Here is a 20988-nt window from a genome sequence, read left to right as displayed (position 1 = left end):
AAGGAGATTCGGATTGAGCCGAATACCTTAAATCTTAAAGATTCGATACGATTCCGTTGATTAATTCTAAAAAAACAATGATATTACCATATTCGATAAACGGATTCATTTATTCTTATATAAGAAAGCGATATCATTAGGGTTGGAGGAATACAAATGGAACGAGATTTAAAAGAAATGATCAAGCAAATGACATTGGAAGAAAAAGCAGCACTCTGCTCGGGTAAAGATTTCTGGAATACCGAATCCATTGACCGTCTCGGGATTCCTTCCATTATGATGACAGATGGCCCTCACGGGCTTAGAAAACAAGAGGGGAGCGCGGACCACTTAGGTATAAACAAAAGTATACCGGCTACCTGCTTTCCCTCCGGAAGTGGGCTGGCCTCATCGTGGAATCGTGAACTTGCCCATACCATGGGGGAAGCCATCGGACAAGAAGCACAAGCTGCGGATATTTCGATTGTTTTGGGACCTGGTGTGAATATCAAGCGTTCCCCGCTGTGCGGACGAAATTTTGAATATTTTTCTGAAGACCCTTATTTATCGGGAACTTTAGGAGCTAGCTATATTGTAGGCGTACAAAGCCAAGGCGTGGGTACTTCCATTAAACATTTTGCTGTAAACAACCAGGAATATAAGCGAATGTCTGTAGATGCGGTGGTGGATGAACGGACTCTACGGGAAATATATCTTGCGAGCTTTGAATACGCAGTGAAAGAGGGAGAGCCATGGACCGTCATGGCAGCATATAACAAAGTAAATGGTGATTATTGTTCCGAGAACAGCCGGTTACTGACTGAAATTCTTCGGGACGAATGGGGCTTTTCAGGGGTAGTGGTGTCAGATTGGGGAGCGGTCAATGAACGAGATGAAGGACTAGCTGCTGGTATGGATCTGGAGATGCCTTCCAGCAGCGGTTTGGGATGCAAGAAAATTATTGAAGCTGTTCAATCAGGAAAATTGAACGAAGAGGTGTTGGATCAGTCTGTTGAGAGATTGTTGTCACTTGTATTCAAAGCTGTAGATAGCCAGCGGAAGTCAGCATCGGTTGATGTAGAAGCACAGCACCAGTTAGCCAGAAAAATTGCAAGTGAAAGCATGGTACTGCTTAAGAATGAGGAGAGCATTCTACCTCTAAACACCGAAGATACCATTGCGGTTATCGGAGCATTCGCGCAGCAGCCACGCTACCAGGGCGGCGGTAGTTCACACATTATGCCGACGAAGCTGGATAACATCTATGAAGAAATCCTTAAAACAGCCACTAACAGCGCAAGCATCTCGTATGCGGCCGGTTATGCAGTAGACGAAGATGTTGTAAACGAAGAACTGATTCAAGAAGCAGTTGCTGCCGCAAAAAATGCACAAGTTGCAGTGATTTTTGCCGGGCTGCCTGAACGTTATGAGTCCGAAGGATTCGACCGGAAACACCTTCAATTGCCGGAAAGTCACAGAACTTTAATTGAAGCAGTCGCTGAGGTTCAAGAGAATATCGTTGTTGTATTGAGCAGCGGAGGTCCCATTGAAATGCCTTGGCTGGGTAAAGTTAAAGCTGTATTGAAGGCATACCTTGGAGGACAGGCTTTGGGCGGTGCAATCGCTGATATTCTTTTTGGACGTGTAAATCCAAGCGGGAAACTGGCCGAGACATTTCCTAAAAAACTGATCCACAATCCGTCGTACCTGAATTTCCCTGGAGACGGCGAGACTGCCGAATATCGAGAAGGAATTTTTACGGGCTACCGTCATTACGATACAAGAGATGTCGAGCCTTTGTTTCCATTTGGCTTCGGTTTGAGCTACACCCAATTTGAATATAGTGATCTTCAGGTCAGTCATAAACAGATTAAAGATACCGGCAGTGTAACGGTTACTGCAAAAGTTAAAAATACGGGTGAAAGAGCAGGCAAAGAGGCCGTTCAGCTATATGTACGTGATGTAGAATCAACTGTGCCGCGTCCCCTTCAGGAATTGAAAGGGTACACAAAAGTTTCGCTTCAGCCTGGTGAAGAGACCACCGTACATTTTGAACTGGGCAAAAGAGCCTTTGCTTACTACGATGTTAAGCTGAAAGACTGGCATGTGGAGACGGGTAAATTCGACATAATGGTCGGAAAATCTTCAAGAGAGATTGAACTCTCTGAAACGATCGAGGTAGAATCGAGCGTAATTGTTACCAAACCAATTACCAGGTATTCCACATTCGGTGAATTACTGCAGCATCCCGTTGGTGCTGAAATTATGGCAGCAATGGGGCAATATGACGGAAATGATGCAGGCCTGGGTGAGGGAATGCAGGAATTAATTATGGGAACTACATTGCACAATGCATCACTTATGAGCAGCGGTCAGTTCACAGAAGAAACACTACAGAGCATCTTGTCCGCAGTTAACCAGTAAAAGAATGCATCGTTAAAACAAGCCCGGCGTAGCCCGGGCTTATTCCTCTATCATATGATACGTTTGTTGATACTGCTTAGGGGTTCTACCTGAATGTTTTTTAAAAATTTTGGTGAAATAACTCTGATCCGTAAAACTCAATAGAGACCCGATTTCAGAAAGTGGAGTGCTCGTAAATTGAATCATATGCTTAGCTTCCTCAATTTTGATCTGTTGAATATATTCATTAACGGGAACCCCAACTTCTTTTTTAAATAATACAGACAGGTAGTTTGGGCTAATACCGGCGTGTTCAGCAATTTCTTCGTGTGTAATTTTGGAATAACGGTGGTTATATATATAATTTTTGCAAAGGGTTACGGTTTTAGAATGCTGCGATTCTTTAATCTGAGAGACTTTATCGGTTAACGAAAAAAATGCTTCCAAGCAGCATTGATCGATTTCTTTATCGGTTCGTAGCTCCTCAAGGCGCTGTATATAAAGATCACTTATTGAAAACGCAAGCTCCGAATAGAGCCCCCCGTCAATGGCTGCTCTGGCTGCGAGAGCTATACCGATAATGCCAAGATTCTTTTTAGAACGGATATGACTTGATTTGGACAGCACTCCTGTATTTTCATGACCAAGTTGTGTAAAGTGTTTGAGCATATCCAATTTACCTTCCTTGACGAACGTTAACAATTGCTTTTCATTCAACGGGTTGTGATGAAGCATCTCATCATAGCCTTTGGAAGAATTTACGGAACCTTGTATTGGTTTTTCCTCGATAGACATACCGTGCAAATAGTCCTGTACTACATTCTCAGCTTCGATCCATTCATGATTAAACATTTGATTAGCCAAGATCGCGATGTTGATTAGCCTCTCAAGGGCTATCACAGGAACAGTCTGATAATAATAATTTACTTGTTCCCGGTTCGCAAAGAGATGTGTGTCGTTGATAAGCCCATTGATTTTGTGCTCAATCAAGCTAAATGGAAGGGAAGGTCCTAAGATGATGGTCCCTTCATCGTTCTGATCGTTACCCATACGAATTAAAATGTAGTTCTCAAAAAACTTCGTTCTTACAACACATGGAGCTTCTTTAGACACGGATGGATCAAACCCCAACACTGAAAAAAAGATTTGTTTATCATTTTTATACAGCGGATTAAGCATCCGATTACCCAACAATTCGAATTTAACTTCTCCGGTGGTGCTTACGAAGAAGATGGACATATCAAAAAGGTCCGCAATGAGTTTACATTGACGTTTTAAATCCATTTTGTATTTGCCTCCTTTATTAATCATCATATCATACCATAATTATAAAATTACAACGATACTACCATATTGCACGAGCGAAATTCATTATACTATTTTAGTAAGCGTTAACATATTGGTGTACGATCTATGATGAAAGGCGGTTATCTCATGGAATTAGAAGATTTTCGGATTGAATACATGCAAAATCCGGTGGGGCTGGACACAATAAACCCAAGATTTTCATGGAAATTGGTATCTACTGAACAGGACGTTATGCAATCAGCTTACCAAATAATAGTTAAACAAGGTTTGCAAAACATCTGGGATTCTGGAAAGAGGGATGAAGATAACTCCGTTTTAGTGGAATATGCTGGCCCTCGTTTAGAAGGCTCGACTTTGTATCAAGTTCAAGTCGAAGTTTGGGATAACAAAGGTAATCACGCAGTAACGGAAGGACATTTTGAGACCGGATTGCTGAAGGGCAGCAACTTTCAGGCAGAGTGGATCACACATCCATTCCCGAGCGAAGAAAGTGCTCCACCCGTGTTTTACAAAGAATTTTCCGTCGAAAAGGAAATTCAACAAGCGCGAATCTATACGAGTGCCCTCGGAGTTTATGAAATTGCGATCAATGGGACAAGAGTAGGAGCAGACTACTTTGCACCTGGGTGGACGAATTACAACGAGCGATTGCAGTATCAAACGTACCGTTTGGACGGGTTGCTGGAGAGTCAGAATAAAATAGAGATTACGGTGGGGAATGGCTGGTATAAAGGCATATTTGGTTTCACTTGCACGCCAAACCATTACGGGGATCGAGTCGCTGCACTTGCGGAAATTCACATTGTCTATAAAGATGGGTCAAAAGACATCGTTATTACCGACAAAAGTTGGCAGGTGACTACCGGACCCATCCGTTCAAGCGAAATTTACATGGGTGAGACTTATGACTCTGGTTTTGATGAAAGTCAGTCCTTCTATGTGGAGACGGCCTCTTTCGATAAAAATCGCCTTGTTGCTCAGGAAAGTGAGCCGGTAAAAATCACAAAAAGACTTCCTGCACTTCAATTGATTACTACTCCTAAAGGTGAACGCGTCATTGATTTCGGGCAAATCCTTACGGGGTTTGTAGAGCTTAGAACCAAAGGACAGAAAGGTCAAACGATAACCATACGGCATGCTGAAGTCCTTGATAAGGAAGGAAATTTCTATCCGGATACGTTAAGGCAGGCGGTATCTATTGATCGATTGATCTGCAACGGTCAAGATCAAATCTTCAGCCCTCACTTCACTTTCCATGGATTCCGCTATAACGCCATTGAAGGGATGGATGAGATTCAGCTTGATCAATTCACCGCTTGCGTGCTGCATTCGAATTTGGAGGAAACAGGTACTTTCGTAACCTCTAATGCGTTGGTAAACCAGTTGCAAAGCAACATCCAGTGGAGCCAAAGAGGCAACTTTCTTGACATACCGACGGACTGCCCTCAAAGAGATGAGCGTCTAGGGTGGACAGGAGATGCACAAGTATTTGCTGGCACAGCTGCGTTCAATATGAATGTTGCCTCCTTCTTCAAGAAATGGCTGCGCGACCTTGCCTCTGAACAGACGGAGGAATATGGGGTTCCACATGTCGTCCCTAACATTCTTGGGAATCAGGAAGGGGCTGCCGCCTGGAGTGATGCTGCTGTTATTGTTCCTTGGGTCATGTATCAAACCTACGGAGATCTTCGATTGCTGCGAGAACAATACGACAGCATGAAGGGCTGGATTGATTATATTACTGCACGTTGTGGAGCCAACGGATTATGGCAGACGGGTCAACAATATGGGGACTGGCTCGGTTTAGACAGAGAGGAGATAAGTAACGAAAGAACAGGAGCTACAGATATATATCTGGTAGCAAACGCTTATTATGCGTATTCGACCGAACTGGTTGCAAAAACAGCTAAGCTTCTGGACAAAACCGAAGATGCGGTCCGTTACGAAGCATTGCACAGCCAGATCAAACAAGCCTTCAATGCAGAATATATCTCTTCTACCGGCAGACTGGTTAGCGAAACTCAAACGGCCTGCGTGTTAGCGCTGCACTTCGATCTTGCCGAGGAAAAATACAAGGATCGAATCCGCAAAACGCTTGAAATCAATATAGCGAAACATAAAAACCATCTCACGACAGGATTCGTTGGTACTCCATATCTTTGTCATGCTTTATCGGACAATGACCTGCATGACCTTGCGGGTACCTTGTTTTTAAAAGAGGATTTCCCTTCCTGGCTGTACGCCGTAAAAAAAGGGGCTACTACCATATGGGAACGGTGGAATTCCATTCTTCCTAATGGTGATTTCGATACATCAGGTATGAATTCCTTGAATCATTACGCCTACGGTTCCATTGGTGAATGGATGTATAGAAAACTCGCGGGAGTCAATCCAATTGAAGCAGGTTATAAGAAGATTCTAATAAAACCTCAATTCATCCGAGGAATCAGTTCGGTAGATGCTGCTTTTGAATCGGTCTACGGAGAGATAAAAAGCTCTTGGTCATGTAGGGCGGGTAAAATAATTGTAAATGTAACGATACCAGCAAATACAACAGCCATTATCGAACTGCCTGAGAAACCAGTGCCTCTGGAGGTTGGTTCCGGATCATACCGTTTCGAATATGCGACGGAAACGAGTCTCGAAAGAGAACGGTTTACAATGGACTCCACACTCAAAGAGATTGTGGAAGAGCCCGCAGCAGTTCAAATGTTAAACGAGCACGCTCCCGGTATGCTGGATCACCCAATGATCCAATATGCTTATGATTTTTCTGTAAGCGAAATGCTGGCCAATACTCCGCCGGAGACTGAACAGTTATTTAGAAGCGTCATTCAAATACTCAATGCCTCCAAGGCGTGAAGAGGAAAGGGTTGAATTTAGAAGGTGCTGCACAGAACGAGCAGCGCCTTTTTGTATTACAAAATTCTGTTTTGAAGAACGTCATAAAAAGCACATTAAAAAATACTGAGCTCAATATAAAATTACTAAAAAAATAATTATGTTACCATATTTATAATTCGAAGAGGACTAAAATTATGTTTGAAAGCGATACCATGGGGCGAATGAAATAAGGGGGAACAACCATGAAAACAGAGCGAGAAATCCTTAATCCACCAGTTGAAAAGGGAAGTAAAAAGTCCAAGGCATTAGGTCTTGATGCCCAAGGAATACAGAAAACAATGCGTCCTCACCATTACTTAGGCGACGGAGTAGCGCAAGTTGCTTTAAACTCCATCAGCGGACTAATCGGGATGTTAACTTACTTTTATACAGACAAGGTAGGTATTGCAGCTGCCACAGTGGGTACGATTATGCTCATCACCAAATTTATTAATGCAATAGCAGACTTGCTGATGGGTAGAATCGTTGATGCGACAAAATCCAAATATGGAAAGGCTAGACCTTGGTTTCTTTGGATGGCTTTACCCGCAATGGTATCGATCATCTTACTGTTTACAGTGCCCGCTGAGGCATCATCAACCGTAAAAACCGTCTATGCTTTAGCTACCGTTGCCTTTGCTTCAGCCATTGTGTATACGGGAATTGCGATCCCTTTCGGAAGTATGATTTCTATTCGTACCAAAAGTGTAGAAGAACGCGGTAAAATGGGACTTACCCGAACCATCTTTGGATATATTATCGGGATGATTATCTCGATCGCATTAATTCCAATAACCAATATGCTTGGTGGGAATCAAAAAGCATGGATCATCGTTGCGGTTGTATTGGGTATGGTGTCCTTCGTTTCCTTGATTCTGACCTTCTTAGCTTCCAAAGAAAACAATGCTGGCGTAAGTATTATTGAAAGCGATAACATCCCCTTTTGGGAAAGCATCAAGCTTTTATTCCAGAACAAATACTGGGTCATCATGCTGTTTGCTCAGTTATTGATCAACATGTTGTATACGCTTAACGGTTCAACAGGAATCTATTACACCAAGTATATTCTTGGAAATGAGGATCTGATAGGAGTCATGGGAGCAGTTGGATTGGTACCGGTATTTTTAGGTTTTGTTATGGTAGGACCCATGATCAAGAAGTTCGGACTTACCAGAACTGCACGGATAGGTATGATTCTTGGTATCGTTTCATCACTTATTCGCTGCTTCATGCCATATAACTTTATAGCTGCTTTAGTACTAGGCGGGATCGCCACACTGGCAACCATTCCTATGATGGCTGTGGGCGGGGTGTTGGTGAACAACACCGTGGAATACGGTGAATGGAAAACAGGTAAACGGTTAGTTGGAATGGTCAACAGCGCAAACAGTTTTGGCGTTAAAATTGGTATGGGCCTGGCTGCCGCGATGATCGGCTGGATTCTTGCCATGGGCAGCTACGACGGAACGTTAGCAACGCAGGCGAGTTCAGCGATTACCAGCATCCTGGTTCTGACGGTATATCTTCCTTTGGTGATATTCGTTCTTACGTATATCTGCTTGCGCAAGTACGATTTGGATGAGAAGTATCCTCAAATAGTAAAAGAACTGGAAGAACGCTCGAATTCTTAGGAAGATACGGGGTATTTCACTTTTTTACCCGATGCGTGGGACCTAACGAGCATCCCTTTGACATTCCGGGATTCTCCTCCTCAAAATGCCTTAGGAATTCCGCTTAGACTTATTTTTGAATACGTCACGGATATGTTGAAAGACGAAGTATTGATGACTTAAGATCATGAATTAAAGCGTATTCCAGTGAACTTTTAAAATGATACACGTCGAAGGTTAAGGCCGGCCGAAATAGGTTGAGGTCGACTAAGCTGTGTGACAGGTTTAGTCGTCGTAGTTGATGGCGGTCTGACACTCTAATTCATTTTGATATTCGGGAGTGCTCTTTCATTAGGGCACCCTTTCATATTTCTCTTAAAACAGCATTAGTCCACTTTTAGAACCTGTTCGGAACACACAAGTACGCTCGGATGAATCTCAAATCTGTTGAATATTAAGATTTCGTTATCCATATGCGTTTGCTGTGTTGCGTTCCACAGAGGGGCATTGAGCCGTGATCCAAATCCGAATAGTTTATTACGTTTGAAAATTATAATTACCTGCATCTACCTTTGGTAAATAGAATTTTTTTTTCAGAAGGGAACGATAGTATAAAAAAATAAAGAAGAAAACCAAAAGAGGCAGTGGAGGATCGTCATAATCCACTGCCTTTATTTGATATATTTATAGCATAATTATATATGGACCTATACTTTTTGTGGTAAATTTGAAGAGTAGAATATAGTCGAATATCTCAAAAATGGGTTATTACGTGTTCATTCGATTTACAAAGAATGATGTTTTTATGAAAAGCGACTCTATATCATAAAATGAAGTGTAGGGGAGAGAGCTCTCAATGCAGGTTCAGCAGGTTAATCATCATGAATGCTTCGAGCAAATATACAATCAAACACCGATTGGAGTTGCTCTGATATCTCCGGCAGGAAATTGGCTGAAAGTGAATCCTGCTTTTTGCCGTATGACCGGTTTCACTTGTGAAGAACTGATGAAAATAAACTTCCAGGATTTAACACATCCGGAGGATGCCTCGAAGTATCATGTTGAAGAAGCTGGAATTTTCGATAACAAAGTAAAAGATAACATCTATGAAAGACGCTGCATTAAAAAAAATGGCGAAGAATTCTGGTGTTCATTTCATGTAACTCCAGTCAGTGATGAAACAGCTTCTGAACCCCATTACTTCATTTGCTTTATGGTAGATATCACTGATCGTATCCGATCTGAACGGAAACTTTCGCACCGTGAAGGCATTAGCAGAAATGCCGAACGATTGGCGAAGATTGGAACTTGGAAATGGGATGTCGTTCATGATCAGATCACTATTTCTGAACAGGTATTGGAAATCTTTGAACTTGACCGCACGAACAAATATTATTGCGCAAAAGATATCTATAAAGTAATGAGTACTGCGGATGCAGCATCTTTGCGAGAAAAAATAGGAGATAGAGAACAAAGGGACCCTTTTGTTTTTGAATTTAAATGCGCTCGGTCCAATGGTAGAGAAAAATATATTCAATTACGTGGGCTGATCATTGATGACGAGCATCAAGAGCCCATAGAGTTAAACGGTGTACTTCAGGATATTACCGAACAGAAACAGATCGAATTCAGGCTTCAAGAAACCATTGAACGTTACACCTCGCTCAAAAAGTATAATCATGATGCGATTATTTCATTCGACATGAGTGGAAACATTATAAACGCTAATCCTGCAGCAGTAAAAATGACTGGTTATGCAGTAAACGAGATGGTTGGGAAAAGTATAGGAAGATTTATTGGAGCCGGTAATCTAGGCCTCATTCTACGGAGTCACTATGGTTTGGCTGAGAAGAAAATGAATGCTGTTTTGCACAAAGATGGCCGTGAGACCGAAGTACTGGCAACACTTGCTCCAATTATTATTAACAATGTCAATGTCGGTTACTATTTAATCGCCAAGGACATTACAGAACAGAAAAAGCTTCTCATTGCCAAAGAAACAGCTGAAAGGATGAATCAGGCGAAAAGTGATTTTTTGGCGATGATGAGCCATGAAATACGAACACCTATGAATGGTGTAATCGGAATGACAGATCTTCTTCTAGATACTCCGGGACTGAGCGGGGAGCAAAAGGAATATATTCAGATTATCCAAAAGAGTGGTGACTCCCTGCTTACGATTATCAATGATATCCTTGATTTTTCTAAGATCGAGTCTGGAAAAACCGATTTAGCAGTTGATCCTTTTGATCTTGAGGAAATCGTGACAGAAACGGTGCAAATCGTAAAACCTTTGATCCGTGAAAAGAAGTTAGATATTCGGATTTGTTTGGATGAGGCGCTTCCCATTCCGCTTTATGGTGATGCCTCTCGTTTAAAACAAGTACTTACTAATATCATCGGTAACGCTGTGAAGTTTACTCTCGAAGGCAGCATAGAAATTCAAGTACTTGTTAAAGAGCAGTGTGATGAAAACGTGGTTCTCAAGTTTAAAGTCAAAGATACAGGTGTGGGGATTCCAGCAGAGAAAAGACCGCAATTATTTGAGCCATTCTACCAATTGGACAACTTTATGACCCGCAAAACGCAAGGAACGGGATTGGGACTGGCAATCAGCAAAAAATTGATAGAACTCATGCATGGAGATATATGGATTGAGGATTCAGATGAACCTGGCACAACGTTTATATTCACGGCATGCTTTAAAATGAACAATGAAGAAGTTGGCCAACGCATAGAGTTCTCTCAGACTATTAACAAAGACACCCCTCTCCATATTTTGATTGCTGAGGATAATGAAATGAATCGGCTTGTCCTTAGTAAAATGATTGAAAAAAAGGGACACTTCGTAGATCATGTCGTGGACGGAAAAGAAGCTTTAGAGGCTGCTGAGAGAAATGCATACGATATTGTGTTTATGGATGTGCATATGCCTAAATTGAATGGGTTTGAAGTGACTCAAGCCCTCAAAGAGAATCGATCTTCTGAAGACGGTCCATATATTGTTGCAGTGACTGCAAATGCTCTAAGAGGGGATAGGGAACGATGCTTGAAGGCAGGAATGGATGATTACATTAGTAAACCCATCAAAAGCGAATCTATTTATCAAGTGATGGAGACGTACTATAATAAGAAACAAAAGAATCATTCTTGATGATGTTAATGCTGATACAGAGATGCGTAATGAATTAAATGGCATGGCGTTATTGCGGACGAGTTTATTATTGCAAAATTACAGGATGAGTCAACGAACCTATATCCGCTGACTCATCCATTAATAAGGATGTTCTGAAGTTTTGCACTAATGAGGAATCATTTCGAATGTGGAGAGAAGTTTGGATAAACAATGGTTATAACTGGTTTTCAGAAGGCAGAAAACCTCCTGAGAATTGGAATGTACAATCACAATTAAATAATGTCCACCCGAGTAAGCAAAACGCGAGCAATAGGTGTATATTTCCAGTATAATGGGATAGGCGGGAATTGTACATTTTTATGGGGGAAGATCTTTAGTATGAGTATAGGAAAGAACAATCGGGGCTTGTACAATAACATTAAAGATTGTAAACGCTTGCTTTGAGTTCAGAGGAAGGGTACGATGCATTCAAAGTTTTACCGTAATCCCGTAATCGCCCGATATTTGAGCACTATTCCTGGACCGAGTGCGGGAATACCTACATGCTGGACGATGAAGTGCCTCACATGTTCACGCACCTCAGCCGGCAGCATCACCGGATGGAGAAGGGCTTAAGCCTGAACTTCACGCCCGAAACTGAAGGAGAACATGCAGGACTCACGGCGCGGCTGAACACCTCAGCTTCACCGGGGTCTGCCTGGGGCTGCACGCCTCCGTCATCGGTACAGAGAACGCCAGCCCTGCTTACTATGAAGGAATCTATCATTCCAATACCAAAGGAGATGCCTTATGAATCAACAACAACAACAACAACAACAACTACCTAAGCCCCACCAGCCGCTCGTAACCCACATCTTCACTGCGGACCCATCCGCCCATGTCTACGAGGGCAAAATCTACATCTATCCTTCCCATGACCTCGATCATGACGAGCCGAGCAACGATAATGGCGACCAGTATAAAATGGAAGACTATCATGTCCTCTCGATGGACAACATCAATTCCCCGGTGGTCGATCACGGCGAAGCGCTACATCTGAGAGATATTCCATGGGCCTCTAAGCAGCTCTGGGCCCCGGATGCCGCTTATAAGAACAATACCTACTACCTGTTCTTCCCGGCACGGGATCATGACGGCATCTTCCGTCTGGGTGTGGCGGTATCAGACTCTCCGGCAGGCCCGTTCAAGCCGCAGCCGAATTATATGGAAGGCAGCTTCAGTATCGATCCGGCCGTACTGGTGGATGATGACAATCAGTCATACATCTATTTCGGCGGACTCTGGGGCGGCCAGTTGGAGAAATGGCAGACCGGGAGCTTCGTTCCGGATGCAGAAGGACCGGCTCCTGACCAGCCGGCGCTTGGACCCCAAGCTGCACTGCTTAGCGACGACATGCTCTCCTTCCAGGACAAACCTGCCGAGATATCGATTGTCGATGAAGACGGAAATCCGATTCTGGCCGGGGATGAGGACCGGAGATATTTTGAAGGCCCATGGGTGCATAAATATAACGGCTATTACTACCTGTCCTACTCTACGGGAACGACGCATAAGCTCGTATATGCGATCGGCAAGAACCCGATGGGACCATTCACGTTCAAAGGTGAAATTCTCTCTCCGGTTATCGGCTGGACAACCCACCACTCCATTGTGCAGGTTGAAGACAAGTGGTATCTGTTCTATCACGACAGCTCCCTGTCGGAAGGCGTCAACCACAAGCGCTGCGTTAAATATTCCGAGCTGAAATACAACGAAGACGGAACGATCCAGAAGATCAATCCTTATCCGGATGCCGAGTAAGCTGGCGGTTAGCGGAAACAGATTAGATTACAAGATAAAGCATAACATGAGGCAGCTCCTGACGGAGCTGCTTTTTTGATAGGAGGATCAGTTGCGTTGTTCCACCAGAAGTGTACTATAATAATGAAAATTAAATGAGAGATGGTGTTTCTCAATTGAAAACTGTTTATTGTGATCTGGAAATTACGTTAGATGTCATTGGCGGAAAGTGGAGACCTCTAATTCTGTATTACTTAATAAAAGGACCTAAACGAACCGGTGAGTTGAAAAGGCTCATACCTTCAATTTCACAGAAAATGTTAGTACAGTCATTGAGGGAGTTAGAGAGTAATAATTTGATTAAAAGAAAAATGTATAACCAGGTACCACCAAAAGTGGAATATGCAATTACAGAAATGGGCATGTCACTTGAACCCACTTTGCGAGCTCTTTGTAATTGGGGGCAGGATTATGCAGAGAAAACATGGATCAAGGATAAATATCGGAGATTAAATGTAGAATAGAATAATTTTATTTATTCTGTACTTCATCACAATTATTACTTTTTAGTTACTATATAACTTAAAAGTACGTACTATTTTAATCGTACTTCATAGTACATAATAAAACTTGTGATCAGGATGAAAATTAATAAAAGGAGTGTTTAGTGATGTCAACAAACAACAATCAAATAATTCTCAATATACGTTTTAAAATTAAGCCTGGTAAGAAAGAAGCTTTCCGTGAAAGTCTATTTGCAATGATTAGCAACTTCAAGAGTGAAGCTACCTTTGTCAATGCGATCGTCTCCGATGATCTTGATCATCCGGATGATCTTGTCATCTATGAGATCTGGCAGGGTACAAAAGAAAGTTGGATTCAACACGAACTAAACAAACCTTATCGTGCTGAGTATGAAGGTTTGCTCACCAATTTAATTGATGATAGAATCGTAAGCTGGCTTGAACCAGTCGGTGAATGGGGTAGTACACTGACGAATGTAAGACGGTAAGTTTTCAAAGGTCAGGATTATCAGCTGCATCCTTGCTGTACTTTCTAGAATTAAAGATTGAACATTTCTTCTAAAAATTGCTGATACAAGAGATAGGGATACGGAATTTGAGAAAGAGCTGCAGTGTCCAAATCATATTGATCATCTCAAGTCAACTCTGCGGCTTTCGTTAGCTAATGGAAACCTTAGTTAAAAAAGAATAAAACAGTTACGTTAAAGGAGATCCTTACGTTTCATTGTATTTCTACATTTTTATTGGTAAAATCAGTCATGAGATGCATACAAAGGAGCATAATCTTATCATGTGGATTAACCTGTAAAGATAAACAAATTAAAATATGCCTTTAAAAGTAACGATCTTTTATTTGGCATTTTTTCATTTATTCTTACAGGGTATGCAGGTCAAGGTATTTCATAAACCTATTCCGCGGATACCTATTGGTATTCGCTTTTTTATTTGATTGGGAAAACGCATCTCGAATTACTTCGTACCTGCTTATCCTCCAAATTTTTGAATGGAGGAAATTTTATGAAACCTAAATTGATTTTAATTGAGGGAATACCAGGCTTCGGGAAAACAACAACTGCTCGATTGGTCCATGAAATTCTAACGGATACGAACATTAAAACTCAGCTTTATTTGGAAGGGAACTTGGATCATCCTGCTGACTATGATGGAGTAGCTTGTTTTAAGAAAGAAGAATACGATGAATTGTTAAATAACCATGAAAAATTTAGAGATTTATTAAATAATCGTATTATTAATGAAGGCAACCATTATTTCCTTGAATATCGAAAAATGATAAATGAAGATGCGACCCAGATTCCAAATGAATTGCTAACTGCAATTTTCAGAAACGATGTTTATGAATTAACATTAGATCACAACAAGGAACTAATTACAGAAAGATGGAAGCAGTTTACTAAACGTGCCTTGAATGGTTCAGACACTTACATTTTTGATTGCTGTTTTATGCAAAATCCTATAACAATAGGAATGATCAAATATGGTGCAGCGCATGAAGATGTCGCCAGCTACATTAAAGAACTAGAAAAAATTGTAGAGAGACTTAATCCCTTATTGATTTACGTTGAACAGAATGATCTCGAGCATTCCTTCAGAAAAGCGGTTAAGGAAAGACCTAAAGAATGGTCAGAGGGTTTTATTGAATATTATACAAATCAAGGATATGGGAAAAATTTTGGTTACATTGGGTTAGAGGGAACTCTTCAGGTTCTTAAGGCAAGAAGAGAATTGGAAGAGGAAATTTTTAATAACATAAACATAGCTAAGGTAAAGGCAAACAATTCTTCATATGATTTAAATGTTTATAAGCAATGTTTAGTGGAGATTTTAACAGAACATTTTGGCTTAACCTAACTAACAAAAATGTCATACTAGATTTTCTATAAGGACAGATTGACTAATTCCCGTCCTTTCGAAAATTTAACATAAATGTTAATTGACGGAGTTAATTAAGTATGATAGCATTGGCTTAATTTAAAACAAAAAGGCTATGATGAGAAATAGTAGCTATTAGGGATCTCACAGAGAGAAGATGGTTGGTGCGAATCTTCATTGATCTAATAGTGAAGCAGTCTCGGAGCTGTGAACCGAACAGAAGAATCTTAGTAGGCTTCAACGGAGTTCCACCGTTATTCAGGAAACAGTATCGGAGAAATCCCGTACTGATCGAGTGCAGAGCAATCTGAAGTTAGGTGGTAACACGGACATAATAGTTCGCCCTAAGTTGACAAGAAACATGTCAGCTTAGGGCTTTTTTGTTTTATTGCTTAGAATAAATAATATTGATGGAGGGATTGAGCATGGTGAGAATGACACCAGATGAGTTAAGGAGATCATATGTTGATTTTATGAAAGGAATAGGGGCTAGTCATGTGCCCTCATCCAGCTTGTTACCAGAAAATGATCCCTCGACGTTGTTTACAGGAAGTGGAATGCAGCCTATGGTTCCCTATTTATTGGGGGAAAAGCATCCGATCGGTAATGATATTGCTAATATTCAGAAGTGTTTAAGGACAGTGGATATTGACGAAGTAGGAGATACGTCTCATCTGACATTTTTTGAAATGATAGGTCGATGGGAGTTTAAAGCAAATGAAAATAACTATAAGAAAAAGCAAATTGATGCCATTTGGAATTGGCATATTATCGAATTAGGAATGGATCCTGGCAGGCTGTATATCAGTGCTTTTATAGGAAGTAATGATTTGAATATACAGAAAGATACGGAAGCCATTCGAATCTGGTCAGAAAAATTTGAATCTGTGGGTATAGAACCCATCATTGAAGATGATCCCTATCAATATGGGGTATCTAGAGGTGGAAGGATATTCTTATATGATGAAAAAGAAAATTGGTGGAGTAGAGCCGGAAGTCCATTGAATATGCCTATTGGTGAACCGGGTGGGCCTGATAGTGAAATGTTCTATGATTTTGAACCAGGCGGAGATTCACTGGATCATCCTGCTTCTGCAAGCGAAAGGTTTTTAGAAATTGGGAACAACGTATTTATGTGTTACAAAAAAGAAGACATAGGATTTGTAAAAATGCAAAATCCCAATACGGATTATGGAGGCGGATTAGAAAGGGTTGCAGCAGCCCTTAATGGTGACAAGGATATTTATAATACGGCTTTCTTCCTTAATCCCAAGAAAAAATTGATGGAGTTAAGTGGTAAACAATATACTGACGATTTAAAGTCTTTTAGAATCATACTTGATCATGTGAGAGCGGCTGTTTTTTTAATTAATGATGGCGCGGAGCCAGCTAATAGTGATGCAGGGTATATAACAAGAAGGTTATTAAGAAGGGCGATTCGTGCAGGTAAAAAAATAGGTATACAAAGAAGTTTTGTGGGCGAGTTGTCTGAGGTTTATATAGATGAAGCAGCAGCTTATGAAGATTTGATCGGTAATAAAAAGAAAGTTATCGAAGTAGTAAATAAGGAAGAAAATCTTTTCCATAGAACTTTACAGCAAGGAGAATCTGAAATACAAAACCATCTTAAGAATAAGGGTAAAGTTACAGGTGCAGATGCCTTTTATTTTTACGAAACATATGGGTTTCCCTTGGAGTTAACGGAAGAGTTTCTAACTGAAAATGGTTACAGCATGGAAGACAAGGTGTCTTATATAGAGGCGGCAAAGAAACATACGGAGAAGAGCAGAACTGCTTCTGCGGGTAAATTTAAAGGTGGATTAGCTGAACATTCAACGGAAACAACAGCGCTGCACACGGTATCTCATTTATTACTTTCTGGTTTAAGGGAAGTTTTAGGTGATCATGTTCATCAACAAGGAAGTAATATTACTTCAGAACGATTAAGGTTTGATTTCAACCATGATGAAAAACTTACGCCAGAGCAACTAGCTGCGGTGGAAAAGTATGTGAATGATGCGATTTCATCAAAGGCAGTTATCTATATTTCAGAGATGCCTAAAATCGAAGCGAAAGAAAGTAATGTTGAAGGGAATTTTTGGGATAAGTATCCGGATATCGTTAAGGTGTATACAATCAAAGATAACGAAGGGAACGTTTGGAGTCGAGAAGTGTGTGGGGGACCTCATGTAGAAGATACAACAAACTTAGGACAGTTCAGTATTAAAAAAGAACAATCTTCTGCTGCTGGAGTCAGAAGGATTAAAGGAGTAATTAATAAAAAAGTGGAACAATAGCTGATATTTTAGGATTGCCATCTGTAACAACGTTATTCTGTTGGCATTTGATGATCTTGATATATTAGATGTATTTAATGACAGAAAAAACAGTCTTCCTCTTAATTGATTTCCTTTTGCTATAATTCCTTTTCCATTAAGGAACCAAGTTCTTGTCCCGTGCGGAGGACAAAAACTTGGTTCTTTGGCCTGAATGGACAAGAACATTGTGTTATTTCGAATTGAGTAGTTATCTAAGAAGTCCTAAGTGAAACTATTGTGAATGAATAAAAGCACATCTATCTCACCAGCTTCTTTCGTAACCATTGAATCACTTAATCGTTGATTGGAATACCTGCAGCTGTTAAATGTCCATGAGTTAGAATTTTTCCGAATTGAGAAGCAAGTTCATTTGGAGTATAAGAAAAATCATTTCTAACCCACCATATTACAATACCCATAAAAGTAGATGCGATATATTGAAGTAATAATTCCTTCGAAATCTTCAGGGGCGTATGATCCAAGCCATCTTCCACTGTATTTTTTATAATCTCCTCCATTTTTGATTGAAAACCATAAATTCTGTTCTCATCCAGTAAGAATGCTTTGTAAAAGGGGATATTGTCCTTAATTTTCTCCAGTATGGTTTGCATCAGTTGTTCAAGCATAGAGCCACTTATAGGAGATTTGCTGCTCGAACAAAGCTTGAGTGTACTCTTTAACTCATCTAATAATTCGTCCATTGATACATTTAACAAATCGGGTTTGTTCTGATAATGAAGGTAAAATGTATTTCGGTTAATCATCGCCTTATCGGCTATATCTTGGATCGTAATTCCTTCGTAGCCCTTTTCATTAAGAAGTTCTATAAACGCCTTTTTTATCGAGAGCTTGGAGCGAAGGATACGCAAATCGGTTTTTTTGTTCATTATGGCTCATTCCCTTAACTTTTTTTGTTAGATATACGACATTTAAGTTGAAACTGTATTTTATCTCTCAAAATCAAAATTATTAAACATTGAAGGCTGACCTTTTATTCATCATAATCAACAAAAGATAAATATACAACACGTTGACCATTATTTATCTGGTTGATAATTAACTTTAACTAAAGGAGAGATTTTAGATGAAAACGATAGCGATTGTTGGAGCAGGAGCAGGTTTAGGGATGTCCATTGCAAAGAAATTCGGACAACATGGCTTCCGCGTCGCGCTTATTGCGCGAAATGAAGAAAAGTTGAACCAACTGGTTATTGAATTAGAACAATTGGGAATCGAAGCTGCTTCTTTTCAAGCGGACATATTGAATAAAGAACAAATAGAAATGGCGTTTGCAGCTATTAAAGAGAAATACGGGTTTATTGATGTTCTTGAGTACAGTCCAACGCCGAGCTTTGACTCAGTAGCGCCAACATTAGATGTAACTGAAGAAAATGCGTTATACCAATTTCAATATAATGTTTTAGGTGCTTTATCGAGTGTCAAACAAGTGCTTCCGGATATGTTGGATAAGCAAAGCGGTGCTCTGTTATTTACAACTGGAGGTGCTTCAGTCCACCCGGTTCCAAGGATGGGTAATGTCGGAATTGCAATCTCGGGACTTCGCAATTATATCTTTAATTTGAACAGCGAGCTTGCTGACAAAGGAGTTTATGCAGGTCATCTTTCGATCGGAATCTGGATGCAGCCGAATTCAGGAGTTCAAGATAAAATCGCTGATATTTGGTACGACATGTACACCAAAAAAGACAGAGTAGAAGAGTTTATAACTGAAGATAAAGTGTGAGTTGAATAATTTATTTGAAAGGAGATACAAGAAAAGAATATGAATATCACCATTTTTGGTGCAAGTGGTGCGATTGGACAACTTGTAACACAACTAGCTTTAGATCACGGAGATTTCGTTACGGCATACGTTAGGAACGCCAAAAAAATCAGCCTCAAACATTCAAACTTGAGCCTTGTACAAGGGGAACTTTCGAATAGTTCAACCATCGAGAAGGCCGTTGCCGAATCCGATGTTGTAATCAGCACATTGGGGCCGGCATCGGATATGTCACGAAAGCTTAAAGGCACGCCGATTGCTGACGGGCACGAACTGATGATTAGGGCTATGAACAAATTTAACAAAAAAAGGCTCATTACACTTGCGACGCCAGCTTTGCAATCCGATGACGATAAGAAAAACATGTCCACGATACTTCCAGGTGCCTTAGCGAAAGTTTTCCTACCAAACGGTTATGCAGAAATGAAGAAAATGGAAGGAATGATTAAGGAATCGAATCTGGATTGGACAGTCGTTCGAATTATTAATCCCAATGTAAAATATACAGGGCAGTCTTACGACTATTCATTCGGAGATAAATCGGCTAAATGGTCTGTTTCCAGAGAAAATGCTGCCCAATTTATGTACTCTGCCGCTCGTGACAACCAATTGATTAGAAAAATGCCAATTATTTATAACAAATAAGTTTAATAAGAAAGCAGCATTCACCGATTAAGGTGGTTAGTGAGGGAGGATTCAAAATGAACATCGAGATATGGTCGGATTATATTTGTCCATTTTGTTATATTGGGAAACGACGATTAGAGTCTGCACTGGAGCAATTCGCTGCTCCGAATGAAGTGTTTATTGAATATAAAAGCTTTGAACTTAATCCGCAAACATCCATGTACTCAGGCAAAAGTATGCATCAAATACTTTCTGAGAAACATGGTATGAGTCTCGAACAAGCGAAAAAGGCACATGCTGAACTTGAACAACAAGCAGCAATGATGGGTCTCGTGTATAATATCGACCAAATAAAGCCCACCAATACGTTTGATGCGCATCGTTTAACCCAGTATGCCAAATCTGTGGGTAAAGATCAGCAATTAGCAGAGAAGATGTTCTATTCTTATTACACGGACGCCAAGCTAATTAGTGATCATGATACTTTAGCAAGTATTGCAGAATCCAGTTGGAATGAATAGGGACGAGTCAATGGCAGTTCTCCATGATCCATCCAAATATGCGAGCGAAGTGCGCTCAGATGAAGCCACAGCAAAACAATTAGGCATTACAGGAGCACCTTTCTTTGTCATTGATAGAAAATACGCGATATCCGGCGCACAACCAACTGAAGTATTTTTAAAGCTCTTAACCAAGCATCCCAATAAGTATTGGTAAGACAGATATATTATGAAATCATTATCGAGAA

General features: G+C 40.6%; 16 protein-coding genes and 1 other annotated feature. Of the genes, 14 read left to right on the top strand and 2 right to left on the bottom strand.

What is annotated here, in order from left to right; translation table 11 throughout:
• The first annotated feature begins 156 nt into the window (after positions 1 to 156).
• Positions 157 to 2403: a glycoside hydrolase family 3 C-terminal domain-containing protein gene (locus ABXS70_RS10705; protein WP_366295693.1), complete on the top strand. Its 2247-nt coding sequence runs from the start codon at positions 157 to 159 to the stop codon at positions 2401 to 2403.
• A 39-nt stretch (positions 2404 to 2442) separates the two neighbouring features.
• Here the strand turns inward: ABXS70_RS10705 and ABXS70_RS10700 are convergent, their stop codons facing one another.
• Positions 2443 to 3666 (bottom strand): helix-turn-helix domain-containing protein, encoded by a 1224-nt coding sequence (locus ABXS70_RS10700; RefSeq protein ID WP_342551241.1) that lies wholly within the window; start codon positions 3664 to 3666, stop codon positions 2443 to 2445.
• A 378-nt stretch (positions 3667 to 4044) separates the two neighbouring features.
• On the opposite strand from ABXS70_RS10700, the gene ABXS70_RS10695 reads away from it, so the two are divergent.
• The 9 genes from ABXS70_RS10695 to ABXS70_RS10655 all read left to right on the top strand — a co-directional run bounded on the left by ABXS70_RS10695 (position 4045) and on the right by ABXS70_RS10655 (position 17809).
• Positions 4045 to 6552: a glycoside hydrolase family 78 protein gene (locus tag ABXS70_RS10695; RefSeq protein ID WP_366295691.1), complete on the top strand. Its 2508-nt coding sequence runs from the start codon at positions 4045 to 4047 to the stop codon at positions 6550 to 6552.
• Between the two features lie 224 nt (positions 6553 to 6776).
• Positions 6777 to 8204, top strand: a complete 1428-nt coding sequence (locus tag ABXS70_RS10690) for a glycoside-pentoside-hexuronide (GPH):cation symporter (protein ID WP_342551243.1) — start codon at positions 6777 to 6779, stop codon at positions 8202 to 8204.
• Between the two features lie 835 nt (positions 8205 to 9039).
• On the top strand, positions 9040 to 11337 hold the full coding sequence (locus ABXS70_RS10685) for a PAS domain S-box protein (RefSeq protein ID WP_342551244.1): 2298 nt from the start codon (positions 9040 to 9042) through the stop codon (positions 11335 to 11337).
• Positions 11338 to 11861: 524 nt separating this feature from the next.
• Entirely contained in the window at positions 11862 to 12146 is a 285-nt protein-coding gene (locus tag ABXS70_RS10680; RefSeq protein ID WP_366295689.1) for a hypothetical protein, read from the top strand.
• On the top strand, positions 12109 to 13119 hold the full coding sequence (locus ABXS70_RS10675) for a glycoside hydrolase family 43 protein (RefSeq protein WP_366295687.1): 1011 nt from the start codon (positions 12109 to 12111) through the stop codon (positions 13117 to 13119). The genes ABXS70_RS10680 and ABXS70_RS10675 overlap by 38 nt, the downstream gene beginning before the upstream one ends.
• 134 nt (positions 13120 to 13253) lie before the next feature.
• Positions 13254 to 13622 carry a helix-turn-helix domain-containing protein gene (locus ABXS70_RS10670; protein ID WP_342551248.1) on the top strand — a complete coding sequence of 123 codons (369 nt, stop codon included), beginning with the start codon at positions 13254 to 13256 and terminating at the stop codon, positions 13620 to 13622.
• A 146-nt stretch (positions 13623 to 13768) separates the two neighbouring features.
• Positions 13769 to 14110, top strand: a complete 342-nt coding sequence (locus tag ABXS70_RS10665) for an antibiotic biosynthesis monooxygenase family protein (RefSeq protein ID WP_366295685.1) — start codon at positions 13769 to 13771, stop codon at positions 14108 to 14110.
• A 529-nt stretch (positions 14111 to 14639) separates the two neighbouring features.
• The gene (locus ABXS70_RS10660; protein ID WP_342551250.1) at positions 14640 to 15491 is read left to right on the top strand and encodes a hypothetical protein; all 852 of its coding nucleotides are present in this window, start codon (positions 14640 to 14642) and stop codon (positions 15489 to 15491) included.
• 127 nt (positions 15492 to 15618) lie between these two features.
• Positions 15619 to 15862: a binding site (T-box leader), on the top strand.
• 75 nt (positions 15863 to 15937) lie between these two features.
• Positions 15938 to 17809, top strand: coding sequence for an alanine--tRNA ligase (locus ABXS70_RS10655; protein ID WP_366295683.1), 1872 nt, complete (start codon positions 15938 to 15940; stop codon positions 17807 to 17809).
• 314 nt (positions 17810 to 18123) lie between these two features.
• Here the strand turns inward: ABXS70_RS10655 and ABXS70_RS10650 are convergent, their stop codons facing one another.
• The gene (locus ABXS70_RS10650) at positions 18124 to 18717 is read right to left on the bottom strand and encodes a TetR/AcrR family transcriptional regulator (protein WP_342551252.1); all 594 of its coding nucleotides are present in this window, start codon (positions 18715 to 18717) and stop codon (positions 18124 to 18126) included.
• Between the two features lie 197 nt (positions 18718 to 18914).
• Here ABXS70_RS10650 and ABXS70_RS10645 point away from each other — a divergent pair, with 197 nt between their 5' ends.
• From ABXS70_RS10645 to ABXS70_RS10630, 4 genes are read left to right on the top strand one after another with little or no spacing between them, the layout of a single operon-like run.
• Positions 18915 to 19574, top strand: coding sequence for an SDR family oxidoreductase (locus ABXS70_RS10645; RefSeq protein ID WP_342551253.1), 660 nt, complete (start codon positions 18915 to 18917; stop codon positions 19572 to 19574).
• Between the two features lie 39 nt (positions 19575 to 19613).
• Positions 19614 to 20258, top strand: coding sequence for an NAD(P)H-binding protein (locus ABXS70_RS10640; RefSeq protein WP_366295680.1), 645 nt, complete (start codon positions 19614 to 19616; stop codon positions 20256 to 20258).
• A gap of 56 nt (positions 20259 to 20314) precedes the next feature.
• Entirely contained in the window at positions 20315 to 20761 is a 447-nt protein-coding gene (locus ABXS70_RS10635) for a DsbA family oxidoreductase (protein WP_366295678.1), read from the top strand.
• On the top strand, positions 20754 to 20957 hold the full coding sequence (locus ABXS70_RS10630; protein ID WP_366295676.1) for a DsbA family protein: 204 nt from the start codon (positions 20754 to 20756) through the stop codon (positions 20955 to 20957). The genes ABXS70_RS10635 and ABXS70_RS10630 overlap by 8 nt, the downstream gene beginning before the upstream one ends.
• Positions 20958 to 20988: the final 31 nt, after the last annotated feature.

This window comes from Paenibacillus sp. AN1007 (genome assembly GCF_040702995.1).
GTDB lineage: Bacteria > Bacillota > Bacilli > Paenibacillales > Paenibacillaceae > Paenibacillus.
Note: the sequence above shows the minus strand (reverse complement) of the source record. Positions and strands in the feature narration are given on the sequence as shown.

What these genes read in the sequence shown, in the direction of transcription:
- ABXS70_RS10705 (WP_366295693.1), top strand. Translation starts at nt 157, where the DNA reads ATGGAACGAGATTTAAAAGAAATGATCAAGCAAATGACATTGGAAGAA.
- ABXS70_RS10700 (WP_342551241.1), bottom strand. Translation starts at nt 3,666, where the DNA reads ATGGATTTAAAACGTCAATGTAAACTCATTGCGGACCTTTTTGATATG.
- ABXS70_RS10690 (WP_342551243.1), top strand. Translation starts at nt 6,777, where the DNA reads ATGAAAACAGAGCGAGAAATCCTTAATCCACCAGTTGAAAAGGGAAGT.
- ABXS70_RS10685 (WP_342551244.1), top strand. Translation starts at nt 9,040, where the DNA reads ATGCAGGTTCAGCAGGTTAATCATCATGAATGCTTCGAGCAAATATAC.
- ABXS70_RS10680 (WP_366295689.1), top strand. Translation starts at nt 11,862, where the DNA reads ATGCTGGACGATGAAGTGCCTCACATGTTCACGCACCTCAGCCGGCAG.
- ABXS70_RS10675 (WP_366295687.1), top strand. Translation starts at nt 12,109, where the DNA reads ATGAATCAACAACAACAACAACAACAACAACTACCTAAGCCCCACCAG.
- ABXS70_RS10670 (WP_342551248.1), top strand. Translation starts at nt 13,254, where the DNA reads ATGAGAGATGGTGTTTCTCAATTGAAAACTGTTTATTGTGATCTGGAA.
- ABXS70_RS10665 (WP_366295685.1), top strand. Translation starts at nt 13,769, where the DNA reads ATGTCAACAAACAACAATCAAATAATTCTCAATATACGTTTTAAAATT.
- ABXS70_RS10660 (WP_342551250.1), top strand. Translation starts at nt 14,640, where the DNA reads ATGAAACCTAAATTGATTTTAATTGAGGGAATACCAGGCTTCGGGAAA.
- ABXS70_RS10655 (WP_366295683.1), top strand. Translation starts at nt 15,938, where the DNA reads ATGGTGAGAATGACACCAGATGAGTTAAGGAGATCATATGTTGATTTT.
- ABXS70_RS10650 (WP_342551252.1), bottom strand. Translation starts at nt 18,717, where the DNA reads ATGAACAAAAAAACCGATTTGCGTATCCTTCGCTCCAAGCTCTCGATA.
- ABXS70_RS10645 (WP_342551253.1), top strand. Translation starts at nt 18,915, where the DNA reads ATGAAAACGATAGCGATTGTTGGAGCAGGAGCAGGTTTAGGGATGTCC.
- ABXS70_RS10640 (WP_366295680.1), top strand. Translation starts at nt 19,614, where the DNA reads ATGAATATCACCATTTTTGGTGCAAGTGGTGCGATTGGACAACTTGTA.
- ABXS70_RS10635 (WP_366295678.1), top strand. Translation starts at nt 20,315, where the DNA reads ATGAACATCGAGATATGGTCGGATTATATTTGTCCATTTTGTTATATT.
- ABXS70_RS10630 (WP_366295676.1), top strand. Translation starts at nt 20,754, where the DNA reads ATGAATAGGGACGAGTCAATGGCAGTTCTCCATGATCCATCCAAATAT.